The 20,452-nt window shown below is 48.1% G+C and carries 20 protein-coding genes; 9 read left to right on the forward strand and 11 right to left on the reverse strand.

Annotated features, from left to right (window positions below; all coding sequences use genetic code 11):
• Positions 1 to 215 precede the first annotated feature (215 nt).
• The 3 genes from V4C51_RS10745 to V4C51_RS10755 form a co-directional block, all read right to left on the reverse strand.
• Positions 216 to 890 (reverse strand): tRNA-uridine aminocarboxypropyltransferase, encoded by a 675-nt coding sequence (locus V4C51_RS10745; RefSeq protein WP_330926159.1) that lies wholly within the window; start codon positions 888 to 890, stop codon positions 216 to 218.
• 149 nt (positions 891 to 1,039) lie between these two features.
• Entirely contained in the window at positions 1,040 to 2,080 is a 1,041-nt protein-coding gene (gene recA / locus V4C51_RS10750; protein ID WP_330926160.1) for a recombinase RecA, read from the reverse strand.
• A gap of 76 nt (positions 2,081 to 2,156) precedes the next feature.
• Complete coding sequence (locus V4C51_RS10755) at positions 2,157 to 2,720, reverse strand: CinA family protein (protein WP_330926161.1); 564 nt, start codon at positions 2,718 to 2,720, stop codon at positions 2,157 to 2,159.
• Between the two features lie 109 nt (positions 2,721 to 2,829).
• Here V4C51_RS10755 and V4C51_RS10760 point away from each other — a divergent pair, with 109 nt between their 5' ends.
• A complete protein-coding gene (locus tag V4C51_RS10760) occupies positions 2,830 to 3,066 on the forward strand; it encodes a hypothetical protein (RefSeq protein ID WP_330926162.1) in 237 nt (78 codons plus the stop codon).
• A 27-nt stretch (positions 3,067 to 3,093) separates the two neighbouring features.
• Here the strand turns inward: V4C51_RS10760 and rnhB are convergent, their stop codons facing one another.
• Positions 3,094 to 3,705 carry a ribonuclease HII gene (rnhB, locus tag V4C51_RS10765; protein ID WP_330926163.1) on the reverse strand — a complete coding sequence of 204 codons (612 nt, stop codon included), beginning with the start codon at positions 3,703 to 3,705 and terminating at the stop codon, positions 3,094 to 3,096.
• Between the two features lie 494 nt (positions 3,706 to 4,199).
• On the opposite strand from rnhB, the gene acnB reads away from it, so the two are divergent.
• On the forward strand, positions 4,200 to 6,791 hold the full coding sequence (gene acnB / locus V4C51_RS10770; RefSeq protein ID WP_330926164.1) for a bifunctional aconitate hydratase 2/2-methylisocitrate dehydratase: 2,592 nt from the start codon (positions 4,200 to 4,202) through the stop codon (positions 6,789 to 6,791).
• Positions 6,792 to 6,920: 129 nt separating this feature from the next.
• Here the strand turns inward: acnB and V4C51_RS10775 are convergent, their stop codons facing one another.
• Positions 6,921 to 7,193 (reverse strand): hypothetical protein, encoded by a 273-nt coding sequence (locus V4C51_RS10775; RefSeq protein ID WP_330926165.1) that lies wholly within the window; start codon positions 7,191 to 7,193, stop codon positions 6,921 to 6,923.
• A gap of 153 nt (positions 7,194 to 7,346) precedes the next feature.
• On the opposite strand from V4C51_RS10775, the gene V4C51_RS10780 reads away from it, so the two are divergent.
• The 5 genes from V4C51_RS10780 (at position 7,347) to V4C51_RS10800 (ending at position 13,216) form a co-directional block, all read left to right on the forward strand.
• Positions 7,347 to 7,877 carry a hypothetical protein gene (locus tag V4C51_RS10780; protein WP_330926166.1) on the forward strand — a complete coding sequence of 177 codons (531 nt, stop codon included), beginning with the start codon at positions 7,347 to 7,349 and terminating at the stop codon, positions 7,875 to 7,877.
• Positions 7,878 to 8,212: 335 nt separating this feature from the next.
• Positions 8,213 to 9,100, forward strand: coding sequence for a 3-hydroxyisobutyrate dehydrogenase (gene mmsB, locus V4C51_RS10785; RefSeq protein ID WP_330926167.1), 888 nt, complete (start codon positions 8,213 to 8,215; stop codon positions 9,098 to 9,100).
• A 226-nt stretch (positions 9,101 to 9,326) separates the two neighbouring features.
• Positions 9,327 to 10,019, forward strand: a complete 693-nt coding sequence (locus V4C51_RS10790; protein WP_330926168.1) for an OmpW/AlkL family protein — start codon at positions 9,327 to 9,329, stop codon at positions 10,017 to 10,019.
• A 750-nt stretch (positions 10,020 to 10,769) separates the two neighbouring features.
• Positions 10,770 to 11,426, forward strand: a complete 657-nt coding sequence (locus V4C51_RS10795; protein ID WP_330926169.1) for an OmpW/AlkL family protein — start codon at positions 10,770 to 10,772, stop codon at positions 11,424 to 11,426.
• 824 nt (positions 11,427 to 12,250) lie between these two features.
• On the forward strand, positions 12,251 to 13,216 hold the full coding sequence (locus V4C51_RS10800; RefSeq protein WP_330926170.1) for an RCC1 domain-containing protein: 966 nt from the start codon (positions 12,251 to 12,253) through the stop codon (positions 13,214 to 13,216).
• 96 nt (positions 13,217 to 13,312) lie between these two features.
• On the opposite strand, the gene V4C51_RS10805 is transcribed toward V4C51_RS10800, so the two are convergent.
• Positions 13,313 to 14,908, reverse strand: a complete 1,596-nt coding sequence (locus tag V4C51_RS10805; RefSeq protein WP_330926171.1) for an ABC-F family ATPase — start codon at positions 14,906 to 14,908, stop codon at positions 13,313 to 13,315.
• A 511-nt stretch (positions 14,909 to 15,419) separates the two neighbouring features.
• Here V4C51_RS10805 and V4C51_RS10810 point away from each other — a divergent pair.
• Both V4C51_RS10810 and V4C51_RS17970 read left to right on the forward strand, forming a co-directional pair.
• Complete coding sequence (locus V4C51_RS10810) at positions 15,420 to 15,662, forward strand: recombinase family protein (RefSeq protein WP_330926172.1); 243 nt, start codon at positions 15,420 to 15,422, stop codon at positions 15,660 to 15,662.
• Between the two features lie 26 nt (positions 15,663 to 15,688).
• Positions 15,689 to 15,748, forward strand: a complete 60-nt coding sequence (locus tag V4C51_RS17970) for a hypothetical protein (protein WP_420797656.1) — start codon at positions 15,689 to 15,691, stop codon at positions 15,746 to 15,748.
• Positions 15,749 to 15,803: 55 nt separating this feature from the next.
• On the opposite strand, the gene V4C51_RS10815 is transcribed toward V4C51_RS17970, so the two are convergent.
• The 5 genes from V4C51_RS10815 to V4C51_RS10835 form a co-directional block, all read right to left on the reverse strand.
• A complete protein-coding gene (locus V4C51_RS10815) occupies positions 15,804 to 17,681 on the reverse strand; it encodes a hypothetical protein (protein WP_330926173.1) in 1,878 nt (625 codons plus the stop codon).
• Positions 17,668 to 18,171: an ABC-three component system middle component 5 gene (locus V4C51_RS10820; RefSeq protein WP_330926174.1), complete on the reverse strand. Its 504-nt coding sequence runs from the start codon at positions 18,169 to 18,171 to the stop codon at positions 17,668 to 17,670. Before V4C51_RS10820 ends, V4C51_RS10815 begins: the two co-directional genes overlap by 14 nt.
• A gap of 3 nt (positions 18,172 to 18,174) precedes the next feature.
• Complete coding sequence (locus V4C51_RS10825) at positions 18,175 to 18,765, reverse strand: ABC-three component system protein (protein WP_330926175.1); 591 nt, start codon at positions 18,763 to 18,765, stop codon at positions 18,175 to 18,177.
• Positions 18,766 to 18,773: 8 nt separating this feature from the next.
• Entirely contained in the window at positions 18,774 to 18,974 is a 201-nt protein-coding gene (locus V4C51_RS10830) for a hypothetical protein (protein WP_330926176.1), read from the reverse strand.
• A 130-nt stretch (positions 18,975 to 19,104) separates the two neighbouring features.
• The gene (locus V4C51_RS10835; RefSeq protein ID WP_330926177.1) at positions 19,105 to 20,244 is read right to left on the reverse strand and encodes an alpha-hydroxy acid oxidase; all 1,140 of its coding nucleotides are present in this window, start codon (positions 20,242 to 20,244) and stop codon (positions 19,105 to 19,107) included.
• Between the last annotated feature and the right edge of the window lie 208 nt (positions 20,245 to 20,452).

Here is a 20,452-nt window from a genome sequence, read left to right on the forward strand (position 1 = left end):
CCGGGGAGTACGGTCGACTGAGCAAAACTCCCTTAGAGCCGCAAGGAGCAAGCAAGGCCAGGAGCATGTTTATGAAATATCCGGGCTAGGAGCCTGTCGGGCTTAAGCTTTCGAGCATGAAATTCAGTAGGGCGAGTAAAAAGGAGAGGGAGGGATACAGGCTTGCGGAATATTCTGGCGCTTTAAAATGCTTAACCAGACAGCAGTGATAAATTTTATACAACCCCCTTTGTGATCCGGCGAACATCAAAGTAATTGTCCGGGCGCTGCCCCAACTTCGCACCTTCGTAACGGTCGCAAAAAACCTGTAGCAGGCTCATCATGACCGATGCCTGCTGAACATCCCCCTGGCTGTCCAATACTGCCGCAGCTATTTCCGCTGTACACAAATGGTGATGGTGCTTATTTCGCCGCAACGTATAAATAGAGGATGTATTCGACAAAAAGCTAAACAGAGGCAGGTGGTGTAGATAGAGACTTTTCCGATAGATCTTGCGCGCCTGCTGCCAGGTAGCGTCAATAATAATAAAAACAGGTCTTTTCTTGTTTTTTTTAAATGATACAGGCGTAAAGACAGGCTGCTTAGCCACAGCATAGATAGAGGGAAACACCAGGCAAGGCTGGTAAGTTGAATCCCTTAGCAAGCGAAGCAACAGGGTGTCGGGTAATACACGACGCCAGATAAATACACGTGTCTTTGGCATTGAAGCCCTTATTAACCATCCCGTATTTGTTGACTTGGCAGGCTCATTATCATGCTGAATAATCCAGAATGTTATGGCACTACTGAGCGTGGGGATAATGTCGCACAAGCAGGCAAACAACGGTAAATGGCACTCATTACACTGCTTATCTGGCTGTTTTTGCGGTTGCAAACACCCTTGTTTCACTGCCGTCTATCCCACGTATTGATGGTCACACGATAAAACTGATCAAAAAACAATCAACAATGCTTACACACAAAAAGCCGCCAATTCCATATCAGGCAGCTTCCCGGGAATATTGATCCTGAATTCAGGTTGATGGCCAGCGCCGCCGTTTATGACAACTGCTCATCTTTAACGCCTTCCTCTTGCACATCTTCCGGCGCACCAACACTGAGCAACTCGCCGCGAATCAACCCTTCAATTTCCGTTGCAATGTCCGGGTTATCCTGCAGGTACTGTGATGCATTCGCCTTTCCTTGACCAATCTTACTGCCTTTATAGGCATACCAGGCACCGGATTTATCCACCAGCTTCAGCTTAACCCCCAGATCAAGCACTTCTCCCATACGGTAGATACCCTTACCATACAGAATCTGAAACTCAGCTTGACGAAAGGGCGGAGAGACTTTGTTTTTGACGACCTTGACACGGGTTTCATTGCCAATGACCTCGTCGCCATTTTTCACGGCGCCCGTCCGACGAATATCCAAACGGACTGACGAGTAAAACTTCAGCGCATTCCCTCCCGTGGTGGTTTCCGGATTACCGAACATGACCCCGATCTTCATACGAATCTGGTTGATAAAGATAACCAGGCAGTTGGCCTGTTTAATTGAACCGGTAATCTTCCGCAAAGCCTGAGACATCAAGCGGGCCTGCAATCCCACATGGGCGTCCCCCATATCCCCTTCAATTTCTGCTTTTGGCACGAGTGCTGCCACGGAGTCAACCACCACCACATCGACGGCCCCTGAGCGCACCAGCATATCGGTAATTTCAAGGGCCTGCTCACCGGTATCTGGCTGAGAAACATACAGATCATCAATGTTCGCACCAAGCTTTTTGGCGTACTCAGGATCAAGGGCATGCTCAGCATCCACAAATGCACAGGTGGCACCCTGCTTTTGTGCCTCGGCAATGACACTCAACGTTAACGTTGTTTTACCGGATGATTCAGGGCCATATATTTCAACAATACGCCCCTTAGGCAAACCACCAATACCGAGGGCAATATCCAACTGCAAGGACCCTGTTGAAATAGAAGGAATCGCTTCTATTTTCTGATCCCCCATACGCATAACCGTGCCTTTGCCAAATTGTCGCTCAATTTGTCCTAGGGCTGCAGCCAATGCTTTTTTTCTGTTCTCATCCATTATGTAATACTCACCTGTACCAGTTGCAAACGGGAAACCCCTATTTAAACACATACTGTATATTTGTCCAGCGTCATTACCCACTGCGCCTGATGACAGCCACCACACCTTCGAGTGCTGCCACCATCGACTGGTATCGTACCTGCTGACGGTCTCCGGGAAAATGATAACACCGCGCCACCACCTCATCCGAGGATGCCCAGGCCACCCACACTGTGCCCACGGGTTTATCCGCTGAACCACCGGCAGGACCGGCAACGCCTGTAACAGCCAGCCCTATATCAACAGTGAGTTGTGACCTGACACCCACGGCCATGGCCCTGGCTGTTGCCTCACTCACGCCCCCCTCAGAGGCCAATACACTTGCGGGCACCTGCAATAGCGATTGCTTGACCGCATTAGAGTACGAAACAATGCCTCCCTCAAACCACCGGGAACTACCCGGCAACCCGGTTAACACCGCACTCACCCAACCACCAGTACAGGATTCAGCCGCAGCCATCCGCAGCGCCTTTTTTAGCAGCGCATTTGAGACGTTCCGGGCTAATACCTCAAGCTGTTGTCGCTCGTTACTCACGTTACCCCCTCCTTGGCATGATACCAATGCGGTCAAACTGTCCCCCTGTAAGGTTGTTGCCACTATCAGCGCACCCGCCCCATATAAACAACATAGACCAAGGTCTACTATTCAAAGACAGTGCGCCATCGCTAAAATAGCCTCCAAGTTGACGTAAACAAGGAGTAACACCATGACCTTAGGAAAAGCTTGCAGACAAATGATCGGCGCTGTCTATTTCTCAAGCACGGCATCCAATATCCGGGTTCGTTTTGAACAGCTAAAAAAGACAAAAATCCAACTGCCACGCTGCTTTGACAGCTCGAACAGGCAAAAACACCTGTGGCAACGGAAAATGGAAGGGCAACCACCACACCCGTGTTACATGCCAAAAACGCACAAACCTGCGCCCTATAATAGCCGGTGGTAGTGAATCCATGGGGGTACGGCCACGCCGTCAACGGCCAGATTCATACAATTCACGCACCGGTCTAAAGGAGCGACGATAAATCACCGCAGGTCCGAGCGAACGCAATGCTTGCAAGTGTGCCTTGGTGGGATACCCCTTATGACCGGCAATACCGTAACCAGGGTAGATCTTATCCAGTTCTGCCATTTCACGATCCCTGGTAACTTTGGCAATAATTGACGCCGCCGCAATTTCGGCCACTTTACTGTCGCCTTTGACAATAGCCTCTGCCGGGCACGCCAAAGACGGACATCGATTGCCATCTATTAATGCCAGCTCAGGCTTAACGGACAACCCTTCAACCGCACGCCGCATCGCCAGCATCGATGCGCGCAAAATATTCAGTTGATCAATTTCTTCCACATCCGCACGACCTGTACACCAGGCCAGACTTTTTTCGCAAATGGTATCAAACAATACCTCCCGTTTTTTTTCAGACATTTTTTTAGAGTCATCCAGACCATCAATGGGGTGGTTACTGTCAAGAATAACGGCTGCCGCTATCACCGGCCCGCACAGGGGGCCTCGCCCCACTTCATCGACACCGGCAATCAACCGGATTGTTTTCTCACAGGGAGTCGCTGGACGTTCCTGGTACATGGGGTATATTACTCTACAAGGTCATCAGTAGCCGTCTAGGAGGCTGTCGGATTTAAGACAATTTCGGCCTAAAATCCAGAAAGTGCGGCCAGAATTTCCGATCAATTTGCTTAAATAGGTCAACTATTCGCACAAATTGATCGAAAATTCTGACTCGCCCTACTGAATTTTATACTCGAAAGCATAAGTCCGACAGGCCCCTAGTTGTCTTATCGTCCAAAAAAACTTCCCCCCTTCGTGCTATTATTCACCTGAAAAATAGTGATCATTTCGTCGATTACTTAACTTGAATACCGCCTTTCGCTATAATGCTCGCGCTGCAGGTCACCCCCAACCAAAAAAGAGGGTGCTATTCAGTGGATTTTGTCATGCGCTCTTGCCAGCAGAGTCCAACAGCGTCCAGTGAAAAGCACCCCTGATGCTAAAAAATCATAAATTGTCAAAGCTGGCACTGACCACAACGCCAGCCCTGCCATCCGAATGAGGGCCATTCCATGCTAGAAGCTTACAGACAACATGTTGCAGAAAGGGCTGCTGAAGGCATTCCTCCCAAACCACTGAATGCTGAACAGGTAACTGATCTGGTTGAATTACTGAAACACCCCCCGGCCGGTGAAGAAAGCACACTGCTGGATCTTCTGGAAAATCGCATTCCACCCGGTGTCGATGAAGCTGCTTATGTGAAGGCAGGTTTTCTGGCAGCGATCCTCAATGAGGAAACCAGCTCTGCACTAATTAGCAAAGAAAAAGCAGTAAAACTACTGGGCATGATGCTCGGTGGCTACAACGTCGCTACCTTGGTCAAGCAGCTCGATGACAGCAAGCTGGGCGAGCTGGCGGCTGAGCAACTGAAAAAGACCCTGCTGATCTTTGATGCCTTCCATGATGTGGAAGATAAAGCTAAACAAGGCAATCCCCACGCCAAAGCCGTCATCCAGTCCTGGGCCGACGCCGAGTGGTTCACCCGTCGCGATAAGGTTGCCCAAAGCATTAAAGTCGCTGTTTTCAAGGTAGCCGGTGAAACCAATACCGATGACCTGTCCCCTGCGCCAGACGCCTGGTCCCGCCCGGACATTCCACTGCACGCCAGGGCCATGTACAAAATGACCCGTGATGGCCTGACGCCTGAGGAACACGGCAAAATTGGCCCACTGGCACAGATCGAAGCCGTTAAAGCCAAAGGACTCCCCGTTGCCTTTGTGGGCGATGTGGTGGGCACTGGCTCTTCCCGTAAGTCAGGCACCAACTCTGTGCTGTGGTACTTTGGTGAAGATCAGCCCGGCGTGCCCAACAAACGCGCTGGCGGGATCTGTATTGGCGATAAAGTGGCCCCTATCTTCTATAACACCATGGAAGATGCTGGTGCCCTGGTATTTGAAGCCCCCGTTGAAAAACTGCATATGGGTGACATCATTGATATTCGCCCTTATGAAGGCAAAATCCTGTCCCAAAGCGGTGAGACGCTGTCTGAGTTTACCCTGAAATCTGAGGTTATTCTCGACGAGGTACAAGCAGGGGGTCGTATCAACCTGATTATCGGGCGTGGTCTGACCGAAAAAGCCCGTGAATCGTTGGGCCTGGGTCAAACTGACGTATTCCGCCGCCCGGTATCTGCCGGCGAATCGGACAAAGGCTACACCCTGGCACAGAAAATGGTCGGCAAGGCCTGCGGTGTTGCCGGCATCCGCGCCGGCCAATACTGCGAGCCCAAGATGACCACCGTCGGCTCCCAGGACACCACCGGCCCCATGACCCGTGATGAACTCAAAGACCTGGCCTGCCTCGGTTTTTCCTCTGACCTGGTGATGCAGTCTTTCTGTCACACCGCGGCCTACCCCAAGCCCGTGGATATTGAAACCCAGCACACCCTGCCCGATTTCATTATGAACCGTGGCGGTGTGGCCTTGCGTCCGGGCGATGGTATCATTCACAGCTGGTTAAACCGTATGCTTCTCCCCGATACAGTGGGTACCGGAGGTGATTCCCATACCCGTTTTCCCATGGGCATTTCTTTTCCCGCAGGTTCAGGACTGGTAGCCTTCGCCGCCGCTACAGGCGTTATGCCCCTGGATATGCCTGAATCTGTCCTGGTGCGTTTCAAGGGTAAAAAACAATCCGGTATTACCCTGCGCGACCTGGTGCATGCCATTCCCCTTTACGCCATTAAACAAGGCTTGCTGACCGTTGAGAAAAAGGGCAAGAAGAACATCTTCTCGGGCCGTATTCTGGAAATTGAAGGGCTCGAGGACCTGACCGCTGAACAGGCTTTTGAGCTGTCTGATGCCTCTGCCGAGCGTTCCGCTGCCGGTTGCACCATCACGCTTTCTGAAGACTCTGTTGCGCAATACCTGAAGTCCAACATTACCATGCTGCGCTGGATGATCAGTGAAGGCTACGGCGATCCCCGAACCCTTGAACGCCGTGCGGTAAAGATGGAGGAATGGCTGGCTAACCCGCAACTGATGCGTGCCGATGCCGATGCTGAATACGCCGCTGTGATTGATATCAATCTGGACGAGATTAAAGAACCCATTCTGTGTGCCCCGAACGATCCTGACGATGCACGGACGCTGTCTGATGTTGCCGGTGACAACATCGACGAGGTCTTCCTTGGTTCCTGCATGACCAATATTGGTCACTTCCGTGCCGCCGGCAAACTGCTCCAGCAATCTAAAGAAGCCCTGAAAACGCGCTTCTGGATGTCACCACCGACCAAGATGGATAAAGAGCAGCTCATGGAAGAAGGCTACTACAACATTTACGGTACCGCCGGTGTGCGCACAGAAATCCCGGGCTGTTCCCTGTGCATGGGTAACCAGGCGCGGGTGGAAGCCGGCGCGACGGTACTGTCCACCTCCACCCGCAACTTCCCCAACCGGCTAGGCGACGGTGCCAATGTTTACCTGTGCTCTGCCGAGCTGGCTTCGGTGGGGGCAATTTTGGGCAAAATTCCAACATCTGACGAGTATATGGCTTATGCCAAAAACATCGACAGCATGGCCGGTGATATCTACCGCTACCTGAACTTTGACCAGCTGCCGTCTTATCAGAAAGCCGCCGACAGCATTATCGCCAGGGTCAGCTAAGCGTAAGCAGCTTGACCACAAGTGACACCCTCCCCGCCATGAAGAGGGTGTCGCAAAAAGGTTAAATGCGCCTGTTTGAACCTCTGCCATCATTCCTGTGAAGGCACCAATCCATTGCCAGCCGTAAAGTCACGGCGTTGAGGAGATGACGAAAGCGGCGGTGATGATACCACTTTTGCGACAGTCTTCAGAAGTACGGGGTTTTCCGCGCTGTCGATAAAACACCGGCGCGGTTACTGTCTGCGCGACCGGCGTCATTTCCCGAAGGGTAAGATCCACTGTCATGGTGGATGGCTGCCTTACCGGAATGACGAACCGTTGGTATTTTCTGAGAAGCGGCGACCGGGTATTGACGGATTTTCCACGCTCACCACGGTCAGGGTCACTACCTGAAAATAACATCCACAAGGGAGTTAATGGCTATAATCTCAAAGCATTGTTTTCGTTCATAGCAAGCTGGCACCTTTTATGTATAGAATTTTCTTTAGAGGTGACTCAAGACCTCCTGAAGTGATTTTTAAATTGGGTTTTATTCCCAGATTCCCGAACTTTGAAATGATCCAGCAATATAATGATGAGGGCATTGCTTATGATTTTTTTCCATACACTTCAGTGTGCGTTACACCTGATTTTGATGTTGCGGCGCTTTTTCCCAAGCACGGTGGCACGGCAAGTTTTATCTACGCGTTACTATTAGATGTGAGGCAATGTATAAACGGGCACTACCATCAGGTGGTCACCCGAATAGGCAAACATTTTGACGCGGATCCTTTTCTCTGGTTTGCTCAGGAACACTGTATCGGGAAGATAAAAAGTGAGAGCATTCATTTTTGCCTGGCTATTAACAGACACCATGAATCTGTTGAATCAAACTGGCATACTGCCTATCACATTCATTCAGGCAAAGAAAATATTGGTGTTAAAATGCCTAAAAACATCGCCATTAATGACAGAAAAAAACTCTCATTACTCATCAAAGATTTTTTTAACTATTGTTTAAGCCAGGTAGGACTTACAAAAAGAATCACGCCTTATACCAGTGGCTACACCGAAGTGGGGGGTATGCAGAACAATCTCACCTGGTAACAGAATGCTTAAACGCTGTTTTTACGGCCAGTTTACTGTTTTACCAATCGACTCTTCTAACAATACTATTGCGCTGCCAACCTTGAACGCCAACCCGGCGTTGAAACGTCTCGCAATAGCTGCGCTATTGCACAAATTGATCGAAAATTCTGCCCGCACTTTCTGAATTTTATGCTCGAAAGCATCAGTCCGACAGGCTCCTAGTTAGAAAAGACGATTGGTATTATCAGACCGTTAAAGTGCTTTTTCACGTTATTATTGGAAAGATTGGCAGGCTATCTGCCAAGATGGGCTTTGTAGAATGACTGTCAGAAATCAATGCTCAAGGATCATTCATGAAAAAGATTGCTTTTATTGGTCTGGGTAATATGGGGTTGCCCATGGCGGTGAACCTGGTATCAGCTGGCTTCGAGGTATACGGCTATGACCTTGTGCCTGATGCCGTAAAACACTTTGTTGATAAAGGAGGGAAAACCTGTGACGCCATGCAGGCACGGGTCAGCCAGGTGGATGCGGTGGTCAGTATGCTGCCGACGGGTAAACATGTGAGTGAGTTATATTTGGGAAAAGACGGACTCCTCTCTCATCTCCCTGATAATGGCATGGTAATTGACTGTAGTACCATAGAAGCGGCTATTGCACGACAGGTGGCAACAGCCGCTCGGGGCCAGGGGGTTGCCTTTATTGACGCGCCCGTATCCGGCGGTATTGCCGGAGCAAAAGCCGGGTCACTGACCTTCATGGTGGGCGGAACCGAACAACACCTGGAAAAAGCCCGCCGCTGCCTTGACGCCATGGGGCAGGCGATTTTCCATGCCGGTGCTCCGGGGGCGGGCCAGCTGGCAAAAATCTGTAATAACCTGCTGCTGGCAGTATTGATGACCGGCACGTCAGAGGCCTTGAAGCTTGGGATGGATAACGGGCTTGATCCGGCAGTACTGTCTGACATCATGAAAAAAAGCTCAGGAGGAAACTGGGTGCTTGAAAAGTACAACCCGGTTCCCGGGGTCATGCCGGCGGCACCGGCCAGTCATGAGTATCAGGGGGGGTTTATGACCAGGCTGATGGCAAAAGATCTCAGCCTGGCCCTGGGAGCGGGTGCTGCCAGTAAAACACCGACACCCATGGGGGCACTGGCCAATCAGTTATACCGGCTTCATGCCACCGATGCAGGGGACTCGTTGGACTTCTCCAGTATTTTTACCTTTTACCACAGGGATTAATTGGTACTTTAGTTTATTAATTGAAAATAAACAGTCAGTAAGGGTCTGTAAAAAAAGATACCTATCAAGGCAGCGGTACCATTTGCTGTCTACTTTGTATAGAGAATCTGGTGGCCACAGGCGTTGTGTTGTCTGGCTTCAGAGTGACGACGTAACAATTGTCCCTATGCCATTGGTTAACTATTGTTCAAAAATACAGAACTGACTGTTTGCTGGAGATACAGGTATGAAAAAGTTGCCTTTCGTGGCAGCCGCTGTTGCCTCAGTGGTTGCACCCGTGGTTAGTGCCTACCAAGGGGGAGATATGATAGCCCGGGCAGGGGTGGCTTATGTAGTGCCAGGCAATGCCAGTGCAGCGGGTGGCACAAATGTAAAAAGTCAAGGAAGCTCTCACACTTTAGCAGGCAAGGTTAATTTAGACGATCCGAGCAATGCCGCGCAGCTGGGGTTAGGGTTCACCTATATGGTGAATGATCGGTTTGGCGTGGAACTGTCCGGCTTAACCCCCTATAAGCAGAAGCTGAAAGGAGAAAGCTACGTTGATAATAAGCATTATGCCGTGAAAGTTGGCAGCATTGAGGCAACACCTGTCAACCTCATGTTACAGGCCTATCTGCTCAATAGTGATAACCCCTTTCAACCTTATGTGGGTTTTGGGGTAAACTACACCCATTACAAAACCAGCAAAGACCAATTCGACAAGGTGGATGCCAAAGATACCTGGGGAGGCGCTGCCGAACTTGGTGCTGACTATAAGCTCAATGATAACTTTGTAGTAAACGCGGCAGCTAGTTATAACCAGTCGGCTGCGGACATTAAACTATTTAATGCTTACACCGAAGAGCAATTAGCAGGCGAACTTAAAAACGTAGCCATGGACCCCTGGGCCTTCCGGCTTGGTATGGGTTATAAGTTCTGAGCGGTTTAAAACGTCGGCCTGCCGTGTCTTACCTGAAAAGGGCAAAGGGAAGACAGTCACATTGAAACACGGGTTCTTCTTTAAAGGCACCTTTTATAGACTATAGACCGACTTATAGACCGACCAGATGCTGGTGTTGGCAGGTGCTGTTGAGACTGCCCTGATTACTCCAGGAAAGCCCTCTGAACCGTTTGATCTTATCCACAAGTTTTGTTGGCCTGGAAAGGGTTCATTAAAACCTCTTGCCTGATCATACGCCAAATGCCAGCACCGGCTGAGGTACTGGGGAAACATTAGATTTCTCCAGTACCCTTACCTCTCAGGTAGCGGTAATTTACATTATGCCGCCATGATTCCCACATACCGCCATCATCCCCTTATTCCACCGTCATCCCCGGGAAAGCGGGGATCATCCACTGTCTTGGTGGATTCGTGCCTTCGCAGGAATGACGAACTGCTGGTATTTTCTGAAATGCCGCCACTCTTACCTCTTACCTCTTATCACAACAAAAGCGGTACTTTAGTTTATCCGCTTAAAGTAAGAAAAAAGTAAATATCTGTAAAGATTAAGTCTATCCAAGCAAACCTGTCATTTGCTGTCTACTTTGAACTATCTGGAACCAGCAAGTATCGTGCCGCCTTTTTTCTTGTGGCGAAGAAATAGTTGCCTGCTAGCCATGGATCAAATGTTATTAAAAACACACAACTCGTTATTTATAAACACAACTGACTGTTTTCTGGAGATGTAAAATGAATAAGAAAAAGTTGCCTTTAGTTGCAGCTACCCTTGCCTCACTGGTTGCGCCAACGGTCAGCGCCTACCAGGAGGGAGATATGATAGTCCGGGGAGGGGCGGCTTTTATTACCTCTAAAGAAAAAACGTTTTCTTTAGGGACTATTGCTTCCAAAATAGAGAAACCCAGTGGTAGTATTCAACTGGAAGCTGCATTCACCTATATGCTGAGCGACCGGTATGGCTTCGAACTGTCCACTTCAACACCTTATAAACACAATTGGAATGTTGATTATAATGAACAATTTAGTGGCAAAGCGGCCACCATTAAAGTGATGCCTGTGAACCTGGTTGTGCAAGCCTATCTGCTTGACGAAAGCAATCCCCTTCAGCCTTATGTGGGCTTTGGCATTAATTACACACACTACAATGTGGAAACTGAAAAAAGTACTGAAAGTAAATTAAATGCCAAGGACACTTGGGGAGGGGTCGCTCAGTTTGGTGCCGATTATATGCTCAGTGACAGCCTTATGCTCAATGCGGCGGCTACTTACAGGCAGTCAGAAACAGACCTTAAAGCGAATGATGATAATCAAGGTGTATTAGTAAAATCGAACGGTGTCAGCCTCAGCGCCTGGAGCTTCAGGATTGGTTTAGCTTATAAATTTAACTGATGTTTTGTCCCGAAGTTCAATGATTTCACCTCTTTTCAGCTACACCTGTGTAACGTGTAGATTGTCAGGAGCCTGACCGAGAATAGCGCCCGTAGCGAGGATTACGAGAAATTGAGGATAAAAATTCCTGCTTCTGAGGATAATAGTGGGGCTATTTGACGAAGAAGCAGGAATTTTTAGACCAATTTATCGCAACCGCAGTAGGGCAGTCTATTCTCGGTCAGGCTCCTAGTGGCAATACTTTATGAACTGCTCGTGTCTCTGCGGGTAGTTCATAATCACTTTATAAACCTGACCAAAATAAAAGGCATGAGAACTAAAGCTGCAATGACCTTTTTTGGAAAGAAAAAAACAGTCACTATCAAACCATCACCTTCTGATCAGTCTATCAAGTCAGTGCTGATTAAAAGACAGTTGTTCTGGCACTTACCCAAGCGCACCCTACCACAATCTGCCGGTTTTTTCTGACTAAACCCTGAGCAGCATACTGCTGAAATCTGTCTACACTACGGTGTATCCCAATAACTATTTCATCGAGTTCTCAGGTAGAGGGATGCGGCGTATTGCATTCTCTGTTTTAGCGCACCACGAAAAGGTCAGTCACCCTCTGTGCTAGGAGCCTGTCGGACTTATGCTTTCGAGCATAAAATTCAGTAGGGCGAGTCAGAATTTTCGATCAATTTGTGCGAATAGTTGACCTATTTAAGCAAATTGATCGGAAATTCTGGCCGCACTTTCTCGCACTTTCTGGATTTTAGGCCGAAGTTGTCTTAAGTCCGACAGGCTCCTGGGTGTGCTGCTTACTCTCAGATAGGATTTCAAACATGATGTTGAAAAAAAGTGATCATTTTTTGCGCGTTGTCGGTGTAACAATTGCCGTTACTTGTACGCTTATCTCAGCTAACAAACTTTATGCGCAAGACACTTCAGCCACTCAACTATTGGCTTGGGGCAGAAATTATCATGGTCAGACCGACATACCTGTGGCGGCCCGCTCAGGCGTCAGTTCCATTGCTGCGGGAGGGGACTATACGCTTGCCCTTAAAAACGGGCGGGTTCTTGCCTGGGGGATTGATACTCATGGTGAAACTGATGTACCAAAAAATGCCCTGTCAGGCGTCAGCCGCATTGCCGCCAGTGATTTATTTTCCCTGGCGCTGAAAAAAGGAAAAGTCATCGCCTGGGGAGATGATAAACACGGTGAGACGGATGTACCTTTGGCAGCACAGTCCGGGGTAAGTGCCATTGCCACAGGGGGCAATCATGCCCTGGCGTTGAAAAAGGGTAAGGTCATCGCTTGGGGGTCGAACACATTCGGCCAAACCAATATACCAAAAGAGGCACTCTCCGGCGTTAGTGCAATTTCAGCAGGATACACCTCCTCATTTGCCCTTAAAAACGGCAAGGTAATTGCTTGGGGATTTGACTTCACCGGGGCAATAGATGTGCCTGATAGTGCAAAGTCAGGGGTGACCGCAATTGCTGCTGGCGGCCATTTTATACTGGCATTAAAAGGCGATAAGGTGATTGGGTGGGGAGATAAACGATACGGCGAAACCGATATTCCCAAAGCCCTGCACCAGGGTGTCAGTCAAATTGCTGCTGGTTTTTATCATGGCATGGCACTTAAAGACAACAAGGTGTATGCGTGGGGTTTAGAAGACTTTTATAAAGAAGTGGATGTACCTGAGGCAGCAAAATCCGGCGTTATTGCCATTGCCTCAGGCCCAATGGCCTACCACTCGCTGGCATTAAAACAAACATCACTGGCCGGTCATACCGGCGACTGACCGGCTTTGCGGATGACGGCGTTAACTATAAATTGCCGCTAACCTGAGTTTTACGCTGTCAATCTAAATGCCAGAACCTGGGAAAATATCAACGCATTATTGTTCCACAACACCCTGGCTACGCAAGTAGTCGTCGTAACTGCCATGGAAATCAATAATGCCATTATCGGTGATTTCAATAATTCGGGTAGCGAGAGAAGAGACAAACTGGCGGTCATGGGAAACAAACAACAGTGTACCGGGGTAGTTTTCCAGCGCCAGGTTTAATGACTCAATGGATTCCATATCCATATGATTGGTGGGCTCATCCATCAGCAAGATATTGGGCTTTTGCTGAATCAGCTTACCAAACAGCATACGTCCCTGCTCGCCTCCTGAAAGCACCTTGACCGATTTCTTCATGTCTTTTTGGGAGAACAGCATACGGCCAAGCACACCCCGGATAACCTGTTCGTCATCACCTTCGTTCATCCACTGGCTCATCCAGTCAAACAGGTTCATATCCTGTTCAAACTCAGCACTGTGATTCTGGGCGTAATAACCAATATTGGCGTTCTCAGACCATTGAATAGCACCATTTCGCGGCGCCATCTGACCTGCCAGGGTATGCAATAACGTGGTTTTACCAATACCGTTCTGGCCGATAATGGCAATTCGCTCGCTCACTTCTACCATGAGATTAACGTTGGAGAATAAATCTTCTTCGTAACCCTGGCTCAGCTTTTCTACGATCAGCGCATTACGGAACAGTTTCTTTTCCTGCTCGAAACGAATAAACGGATTCTGTCGGCTAGAAGGCTTGATGTCATCCAGTTTTATCTTATCAATCGCTCTGGCACGGGAAGTCGCCTGCTTGGCCTTGGAAGCGTTGGCAGAGAAGCGACTGACAAACGACTGCAATTGCGCAATCTGGGCTTTTTTCTTGGCATTTTCATGTTGCAACCGCTCACGTGCTTCAGTGGCAGCGGTCATATACTCATCGTAGTTTCCGGGCATCACCTGCAACCCCCCATAATCCAGGTCTGCCATATGGGTGCAGACATTGTTCAGGAAGTGGCGGTCATGGGAAATAATAATCATGGTGCAATCACGCTGTTTCAGCACACCTTCAAGCCAGCGAATAGCGTTGATATCCAGGTTGTTGGTGGGTTCGTCAAGCAGCATAATATCGGGATCAGCAAACAGCACCTGTGCCAGGAGCACACGCAATTTCCATCCGGGGGCCACGGCGCTCATGGGGCTGAAATGTTGTTCAACAGGAATGTCCAGGCCCAGCAATAATTCACCGGCACGCGCTTCGGCAGAATAACCGTCCATCTCACCAAAGCGCACTTCGAGGTCAGCCACTCGCATGCCTTCTTCTTCAGACATATCGCCTTTAGCGTAAATAGCGTCACGCTCGGCCTTTACTTGCCACAGATCAGCATGGCCCATAATGACGGTATCAATCACAGAGTACTGTTCATAAGCAAACTGATCCTGACCCAGTTTAGCCATCCGCTCATTGGAGTCTTTGTGCACCGTGCCTGCCGTTGGCTCCAACTCACCACCGAGAATTTTCATTAAAGTAGACTTACCACAGCCATTGGCGCCAATCAGTCCATAGCGATGGCCTTCACCAAATTTGACGGAGATATCTTCAAACAACGGCTTTTGGCCAAACTGCATGGTTACATTAGAAGTTATCAGCATAACCTTGTGTTATCCTCCTTGGCGATCTGCCTGACCAGACACACCCTGTAAATCATTTAATAGGTAAACGGCTAATTATGACACAACCGCGCCTCTTTAGTTATCACAGGTGCTACATGCTTTCCCAGATTGATGGTGATACGGTTCGCCGTCAAACTGCTGCCGCCCGTGCATACGCTCAACAGGAAGGGTTGTTATGATTGACTACTTCAACCCAAGATCAAAATAGGTCAGGCCTAGGGCTGGAAGCTCAAAAGACTGCAATACTTGAGTACGCCAGCTCCCAAGGCATTCCTGAAGTTCGTTTCTTCAAAGATGGTCAGTCTGGGAAGATTGATGATAGATCAGGTCTATAAAATACATTGGACATGTGACGTCTTACTCGAAAGAGATTGGTTATTGCCAAGCTATGCAGATTGTCTCGTTCGTTCTCATACAGTGCCAGGCTACTTGAAGGAGATGTTCGCATTATTACAGCAGATAGCCCAATGCCTCAATACTGGAGCAACGAGTGAAGGCAACAGTCAACCAAGAGGAGCGTAAACGAATTTCCATCAGAACGAAGGAAGCACTGGCAGCAAAGAAAGCCAGAGGTGAAAAGCCCGGCAACCCTCGTCTTGATGAATTTCGAAACACTGATACCACAAATGCCAGACAGGCAAAGATCGAAAAATCCATTGCCTTCAAGGACAGGGTAAAAGCTGTCATTCAGTCAGAGTTCCCAGAAAGCATGAACTATTCCAAGCCAAGGTAGCTGCTCGTTGGCTGAATGAGCAAGGAATAAAGACTGCTAGGGGTGGGCAGTGGAAAGCGGAACAGGTTAAGCGTTTGGGTGTTTGATCTTGATGTTATGAAGTGGAACCAGCAGCTCTACCTGCTGGCTCATGTGGCTAGATCAAACCTTCAGGGTTTTATTGTCGTCATCATAGAAGTCACCAACACAATAATCACTGGCATCAAGCTCCGGGGCAATCATTGATGTAGTGAATATGATCTGGTGCTCAACAGGTAGAGACTCAGATACACTGATTATTTCCCTTTGGAATTGCTGACTTCTGGCATGTTGCATCCCCTTATCCTCTACGTTATCCATCAGCAGGAAACGGGGGTACAGATAGCTAGACTCCAGACAGGAAGCCTTTAACATTGCAAGCCTAAAGGCATTCTTCAGATAGACCATAGAACTGGCAGAGAATAAGGCTCTGTCATCAATAGTTACCCTGTCTTCACCAAAATCAAATTCTATTTTTTGCCCTTCGGTGAAAATTTCCTCATGGGAATCGGCACGAATGATTTCACGAGTTATAGTGGCAAGCTGATATTTCTTCCTAGTAATTTCGGAATCTTGTTTAGCCTCAAGTCGCTTTATCTCTGTTCTGAGCTTGCTCACCTCTGCTTGTATGGCTTCCCTTTCTTCATAAAGATTGTAGAGCTTGCCGAACTCTTCCTTACTGCTGTTCAATGCAGAAATCTGGCTCCTCAATGAACCTATTTCATTCAACTTCCTTCTTAGCTGGACACTAACTGTACGTTGAGGTTTGAGGATAACTGTCAGTTCCCGTTCCAGTTCTTCAAGTTTGGTTTTGGCTTGTTTCTGACCCAATCGAAGCTTTCCGAGCCTGTCTTGCCTAATGTCTATGAGCTTCTTGGATTCCTCAATCTGAAATTCAATCTCTTTCCTTACTTTGAAGGTAGGATCAATATTGCTCTCAGAGTCATCCTGCTCAGTTCCACATACTGAGCATCCTGTATCTTTTTTGACCAGCTCAATCTGACAAGCAGGGCAATGAATGAACGCCACATCGGAGAGGGCGCTTATTGTGCTCCGTGCTTCTGTCAGGGCTTCAATTCGAGACTCTAGCGAAGCTATGAATAACTGGGAATCACTGATTTCGAAGGAATTTTTAGCAATTTGGTCACTTATTTGAGCATGTTCTTTCCGCACATTCTGCACATTGTCAGCCAGTTCCTGAATGATGTAATCATCGCTGGTTTCGTCTTCTGACTCGTTGGAAAACTGCTCTACTTCCTTCTCTAAGCTGTCAACCTCAGCCTGTTTTTCGGCTATCTCTGAATCAATTTCAGCAAGACTTTTGACAGTTCTGCCAAGGAAGGTATGAATGGTCTGGATTTCCTTAACTCGATTATCAAGCTTGGCATCCAGCTTCTGTAAGCCGACCCGTTTCTGATAAAGATCAAAGTCTGAAAGACCAATTAGAAGCTCTCCGATGGCTTTACGCTTCGTTGGAGAGTCAAACTTGTCGAACTTGAATAGCCTGTCAGGTGACGTCATTTGGTCAACATACATCATCCTCAACAGTTGATGCATAGTTATACTGTTCTTGTCTTCTGACTTAGAGTAAGGAATACCCAATTCCTTAAATAGTATCTGGTAGAAACTTTCCTTGGTATCTGCCTTGTATGGGTATCGAATCCAGCCTGTGTTCTCAGCGGAATTTGCAGCATCGAAGGTGCCAGCAAATATGTCCATGCTGGAGCGTCCACTTTCCTTTATAGCGCGTTTAAGAGTGTAAACACTTCCGCTGAGGCTAGCCTCAACATATACAAAATCACAAGATGCGGCTTCCTGCTTCCACTTGTTCAGGTCTCCACCAAGGCCGTAAAAAATGAAGTCTGAAATAGTAGACTTGCCTGAACTATTATCACCACGAATGATGTTAACGCCAGCCTTAAAGGACTCGTCGTAGGCACGTTTCGCCCCCTTGGTCACTACCAACCTGTTGACTATCAGGAAGGGCTTATACTGCGTCATATCTGTATTCCATTAAGCCAGTTCTTTTCTTTAAACCAGACTGTCCTGCAATTTCCACCTGGTTAAGAATATTGATTAAGTCATGAAAGAAGCCGTCATTCTTATTACTGCTACCTTCAAGGAGTTTGCTGACTGAAAGACTGTTAAAGGCTTTTGATATGCTCAATTTCCCATCAACTTCTTTGAAGATATCCTTAGCAAGCAATATCTGGAGGGCTTGGATGTGATAATCCCCCATTTCTGAGAAGATCCTTTTTTTATCAGGTAAGTTCTCGTATGGTTCCTGCATTCTTTCGGCTATTTTTTTGACCTTTGCAGCCCCTTTTGCTCTTGGAAATTCAATATCCTTGGCAAGATGAGGGAACAAGAAAAAAAAGTCGTAAATTCTCAACCTCGTGAAGTCAAATTCATCCAGATTTTGCAGGCTAGCAACGGTGATGAACCTGAACATGCAGTGATATAAGTCGTCTTTTGGGTGGTAAATAATCACTTGCTAGTCCCACTCTATGTAACAGTTACCTGTAAGAATATACAGTAGTCCGTACAAATCTTCGAGATCAATCTGAAGACTACATTCCTCCACGTTATTCAGCAGTGGGAGGATTACCTTTGCATCTACAATGTCGTCTATTTGGTAAACAGTAAAATCACCTGATTTTATCCTGCGTTGAACAAGGGTTTTGAAGGCAGTACGCATCTGTGTCAGAAGGTGAGTGTAAATTTTCTGTGCAGAAGTAAAGCAGCCATCCCTAAGAATTTTCTTCGAAACGCTTTCTTTTAGTTCCATTGCGTAGTCTATGGCGTCAGATCGGTCGCCATCTGTCAGCTTCTCGGTAAGGTCTCGAAGAGAACCTTCAACCCTGCGGTACAGGTAGTTATTCAGTTTTTCGGAAAAATCCCGATAGTCGGGGTCTGCAAGGATTGCTCGTTCATGCTCTTCAATAAGTGCGGTGAGCCTCTTGTCTTCCCTGTAAACAACCTGTCCTTGAGGAGCATAATAATTGTTGACAGTCTTTTTAATGTCTCTGGCAGCTACATCTCCGGCTGCCGTGACATCTTCCTGCGATACACGGTTATAAACCACCGAAGTCCTTACCCCTTGTCACGACCAACGACATCGCCGCCTGCTATGATATTTTTTTGAGTCACCTTGTAAACTGAGGTGCTCTTCTTACGCCGCACAAACCCTATCACTGCAACAATTGCAGCAATAATCAGGCTGATAACGTACACCCCAAGCCCTGAAAACAGAGTATTAAAGTTGCTCTCCACCCACTGTATGAACTCAGACATAAACCACGGTACTAATTTGATGTTTTGTGTTCACAATACTGCATAGGGCGCACAAGGTTCAACCTAAAATCCTCAGTTAAAAGCACCAGCTAAACTGTAACTCTTTATGTTGTGAAATGGACCCCAACAATCAGTCACTGTACAGATTATGTGTTCCCAACTGAGCTACTTTGGTTTCACCACACAAGCCCATAGTGGTTTCCAGTTCTTTTTTGATAATATCCAGTGCCAGGGTGACACCATGTTCACCGGCGGCACCGAGTCCGTAAATATAAGCGCGCCCAATATACGTAGCCGACGCGCCCAGACATAATGCTTTCATAACATCCTGGCCTGATCGTATACCGCCATCAAAATGCACTTCCACCTCTTGACCTACGGCGTCGACAATTGCCGGTAAAGCACGAATAGAAGAAGGGGCACCATCGAGTTGTCGTCCACCGTGGTTAGAGACAACCAAGGCATCGGCACCCACCTTGACCGCCATTTTGGCATCGTCAGGCTCCATGATGCCCTTTATAATCAGTTTCCCCCCCCAGCGCTGTCGAATCCAGTCAACATCTTGCCATGACAGTGTCTGGTCAAATTGTGACGCCGTCCATTGTGCCAGGGATGTCAGATTATCAACACCTTTCGCGTATCCGACAATATTACCAAAAGTGCGCCGTTTTGTAGTCGCCATTTTCAGGCACCACAGTGGCCGGCTGGCAAGTTGTAAAAAGCTTTTCAGACCCAGTTTGGGCGGCACTCCCAGACCATTGTGAATATCCTTGTGCCGCTGTCCGAGCAACTGCAAATCAAGCGTCAGCACCAAGGCACTGCACCCTGCCTGCTTTGCCCGGTCAATCAGCTGACCACAAAACTCCCGGTCACGCATCATATATAACTGAAACCAGAAAGGTTCAGTGGTATGTTCGGCCACGTCTTCAATGGAGCAGATGCTCAGGGTAGACAAGGTAAAAGGGACACCAAAAGCTTCCGCTGCCCTGGCTGCCTTGATCTCACCGTCAGCCTGTTGCATGCCAGCCATGCCCACAGGAGCCAGCGCTACCGGCATGGTTACTGCCTTTCCCAGCATCTCAGTGGCCGCTGAACGCTCACTGATATCGACCCCCACGCGTTGTCGCAACAGAATCTTGCCAAACGCCGCTTCATTGGCGTGATAGGTGGACTCTGTCCAGGCGCCGGAGTCAGCATAATCGTAAAACATGCGGGGTACTCGTTTTTTTGCCCGCTGTCGCAGTTCTTTGATTTCACATATTGCTGTCATGGCATCAATCTCGATCATTCTGGCAGATTACGTAAGTTACCCACCAGTGGACATGCTTGGCAATTCAAATGAGAATTGAAGCGCCTTTACTTACATGTTATCCGACGTTCAAAGTGGCTCATCACCCGTTTGAAGATTAATGCACTTTATACGTTGCCAGCGGCCTTATTTCTATCTTCCCCATCGTCCCCATATTTCACCAAGCGCC

Source organism: Candidatus Sororendozoicomonas aggregata, from assembly GCF_031528575.1.
GTDB lineage: Bacteria > Pseudomonadota > Gammaproteobacteria > Pseudomonadales > Endozoicomonadaceae > Endonucleibacter > Endonucleibacter aggregata.

Excerpts from the sequence above, each read along its gene's own strand:
- mmsB (WP_330926167.1), top strand. The coding sequence starts at position 8,213 with ATGAAAAAGATTGCTTTTATTGGTCTGGGTAATATGGGGTTGCCCATG.
- V4C51_RS10800 (WP_330926170.1), top strand. The coding sequence starts at position 12,251 with ATGATGTTGAAAAAAAGTGATCATTTTTTGCGCGTTGTCGGTGTAACA.
- V4C51_RS10790 (WP_330926168.1), top strand. The coding sequence starts at position 9,327 with ATGAAAAAGTTGCCTTTCGTGGCAGCCGCTGTTGCCTCAGTGGTTGCA.
- acnB (WP_330926164.1), top strand. The coding sequence starts at position 4,200 with ATGCTAGAAGCTTACAGACAACATGTTGCAGAAAGGGCTGCTGAAGGC.
- V4C51_RS10805 (WP_330926171.1), bottom strand. The coding sequence starts at position 14,908 with ATGCTGATAACTTCTAATGTAACCATGCAGTTTGGCCAAAAGCCGTTG.
- V4C51_RS10815 (WP_330926173.1), bottom strand. The coding sequence starts at position 17,681 with ATGACGCAGTATAAGCCCTTCCTGATAGTCAACAGGTTGGTAGTGACC.
- V4C51_RS10835 (WP_330926177.1), bottom strand. The coding sequence starts at position 20,244 with ATGACAGCAATATGTGAAATCAAAGAACTGCGACAGCGGGCAAAAAAA.
- V4C51_RS10760 (WP_330926162.1), top strand. The coding sequence starts at position 2,830 with ATGACCTTAGGAAAAGCTTGCAGACAAATGATCGGCGCTGTCTATTTC.
- recA (WP_330926160.1), bottom strand. The coding sequence starts at position 2,080 with ATGGATGAGAACAGAAAAAAAGCATTGGCTGCAGCCCTAGGACAAATT.
- rnhB (WP_330926163.1), bottom strand. The coding sequence starts at position 3,705 with ATGTACCAGGAACGTCCAGCGACTCCCTGTGAGAAAACAATCCGGTTG.
- V4C51_RS10780 (WP_330926166.1), top strand. The coding sequence starts at position 7,347 with ATGATCCAGCAATATAATGATGAGGGCATTGCTTATGATTTTTTTCCA.
- V4C51_RS10830 (WP_330926176.1), bottom strand. The coding sequence starts at position 18,974 with ATGTCTGAGTTCATACAGTGGGTGGAGAGCAACTTTAATACTCTGTTT.
- V4C51_RS10795 (WP_330926169.1), top strand. The coding sequence starts at position 10,770 with ATGAATAAGAAAAAGTTGCCTTTAGTTGCAGCTACCCTTGCCTCACTG.
- V4C51_RS10775 (WP_330926165.1), bottom strand. The coding sequence starts at position 7,193 with ATGTTATTTTCAGGTAGTGACCCTGACCGTGGTGAGCGTGGAAAATCC.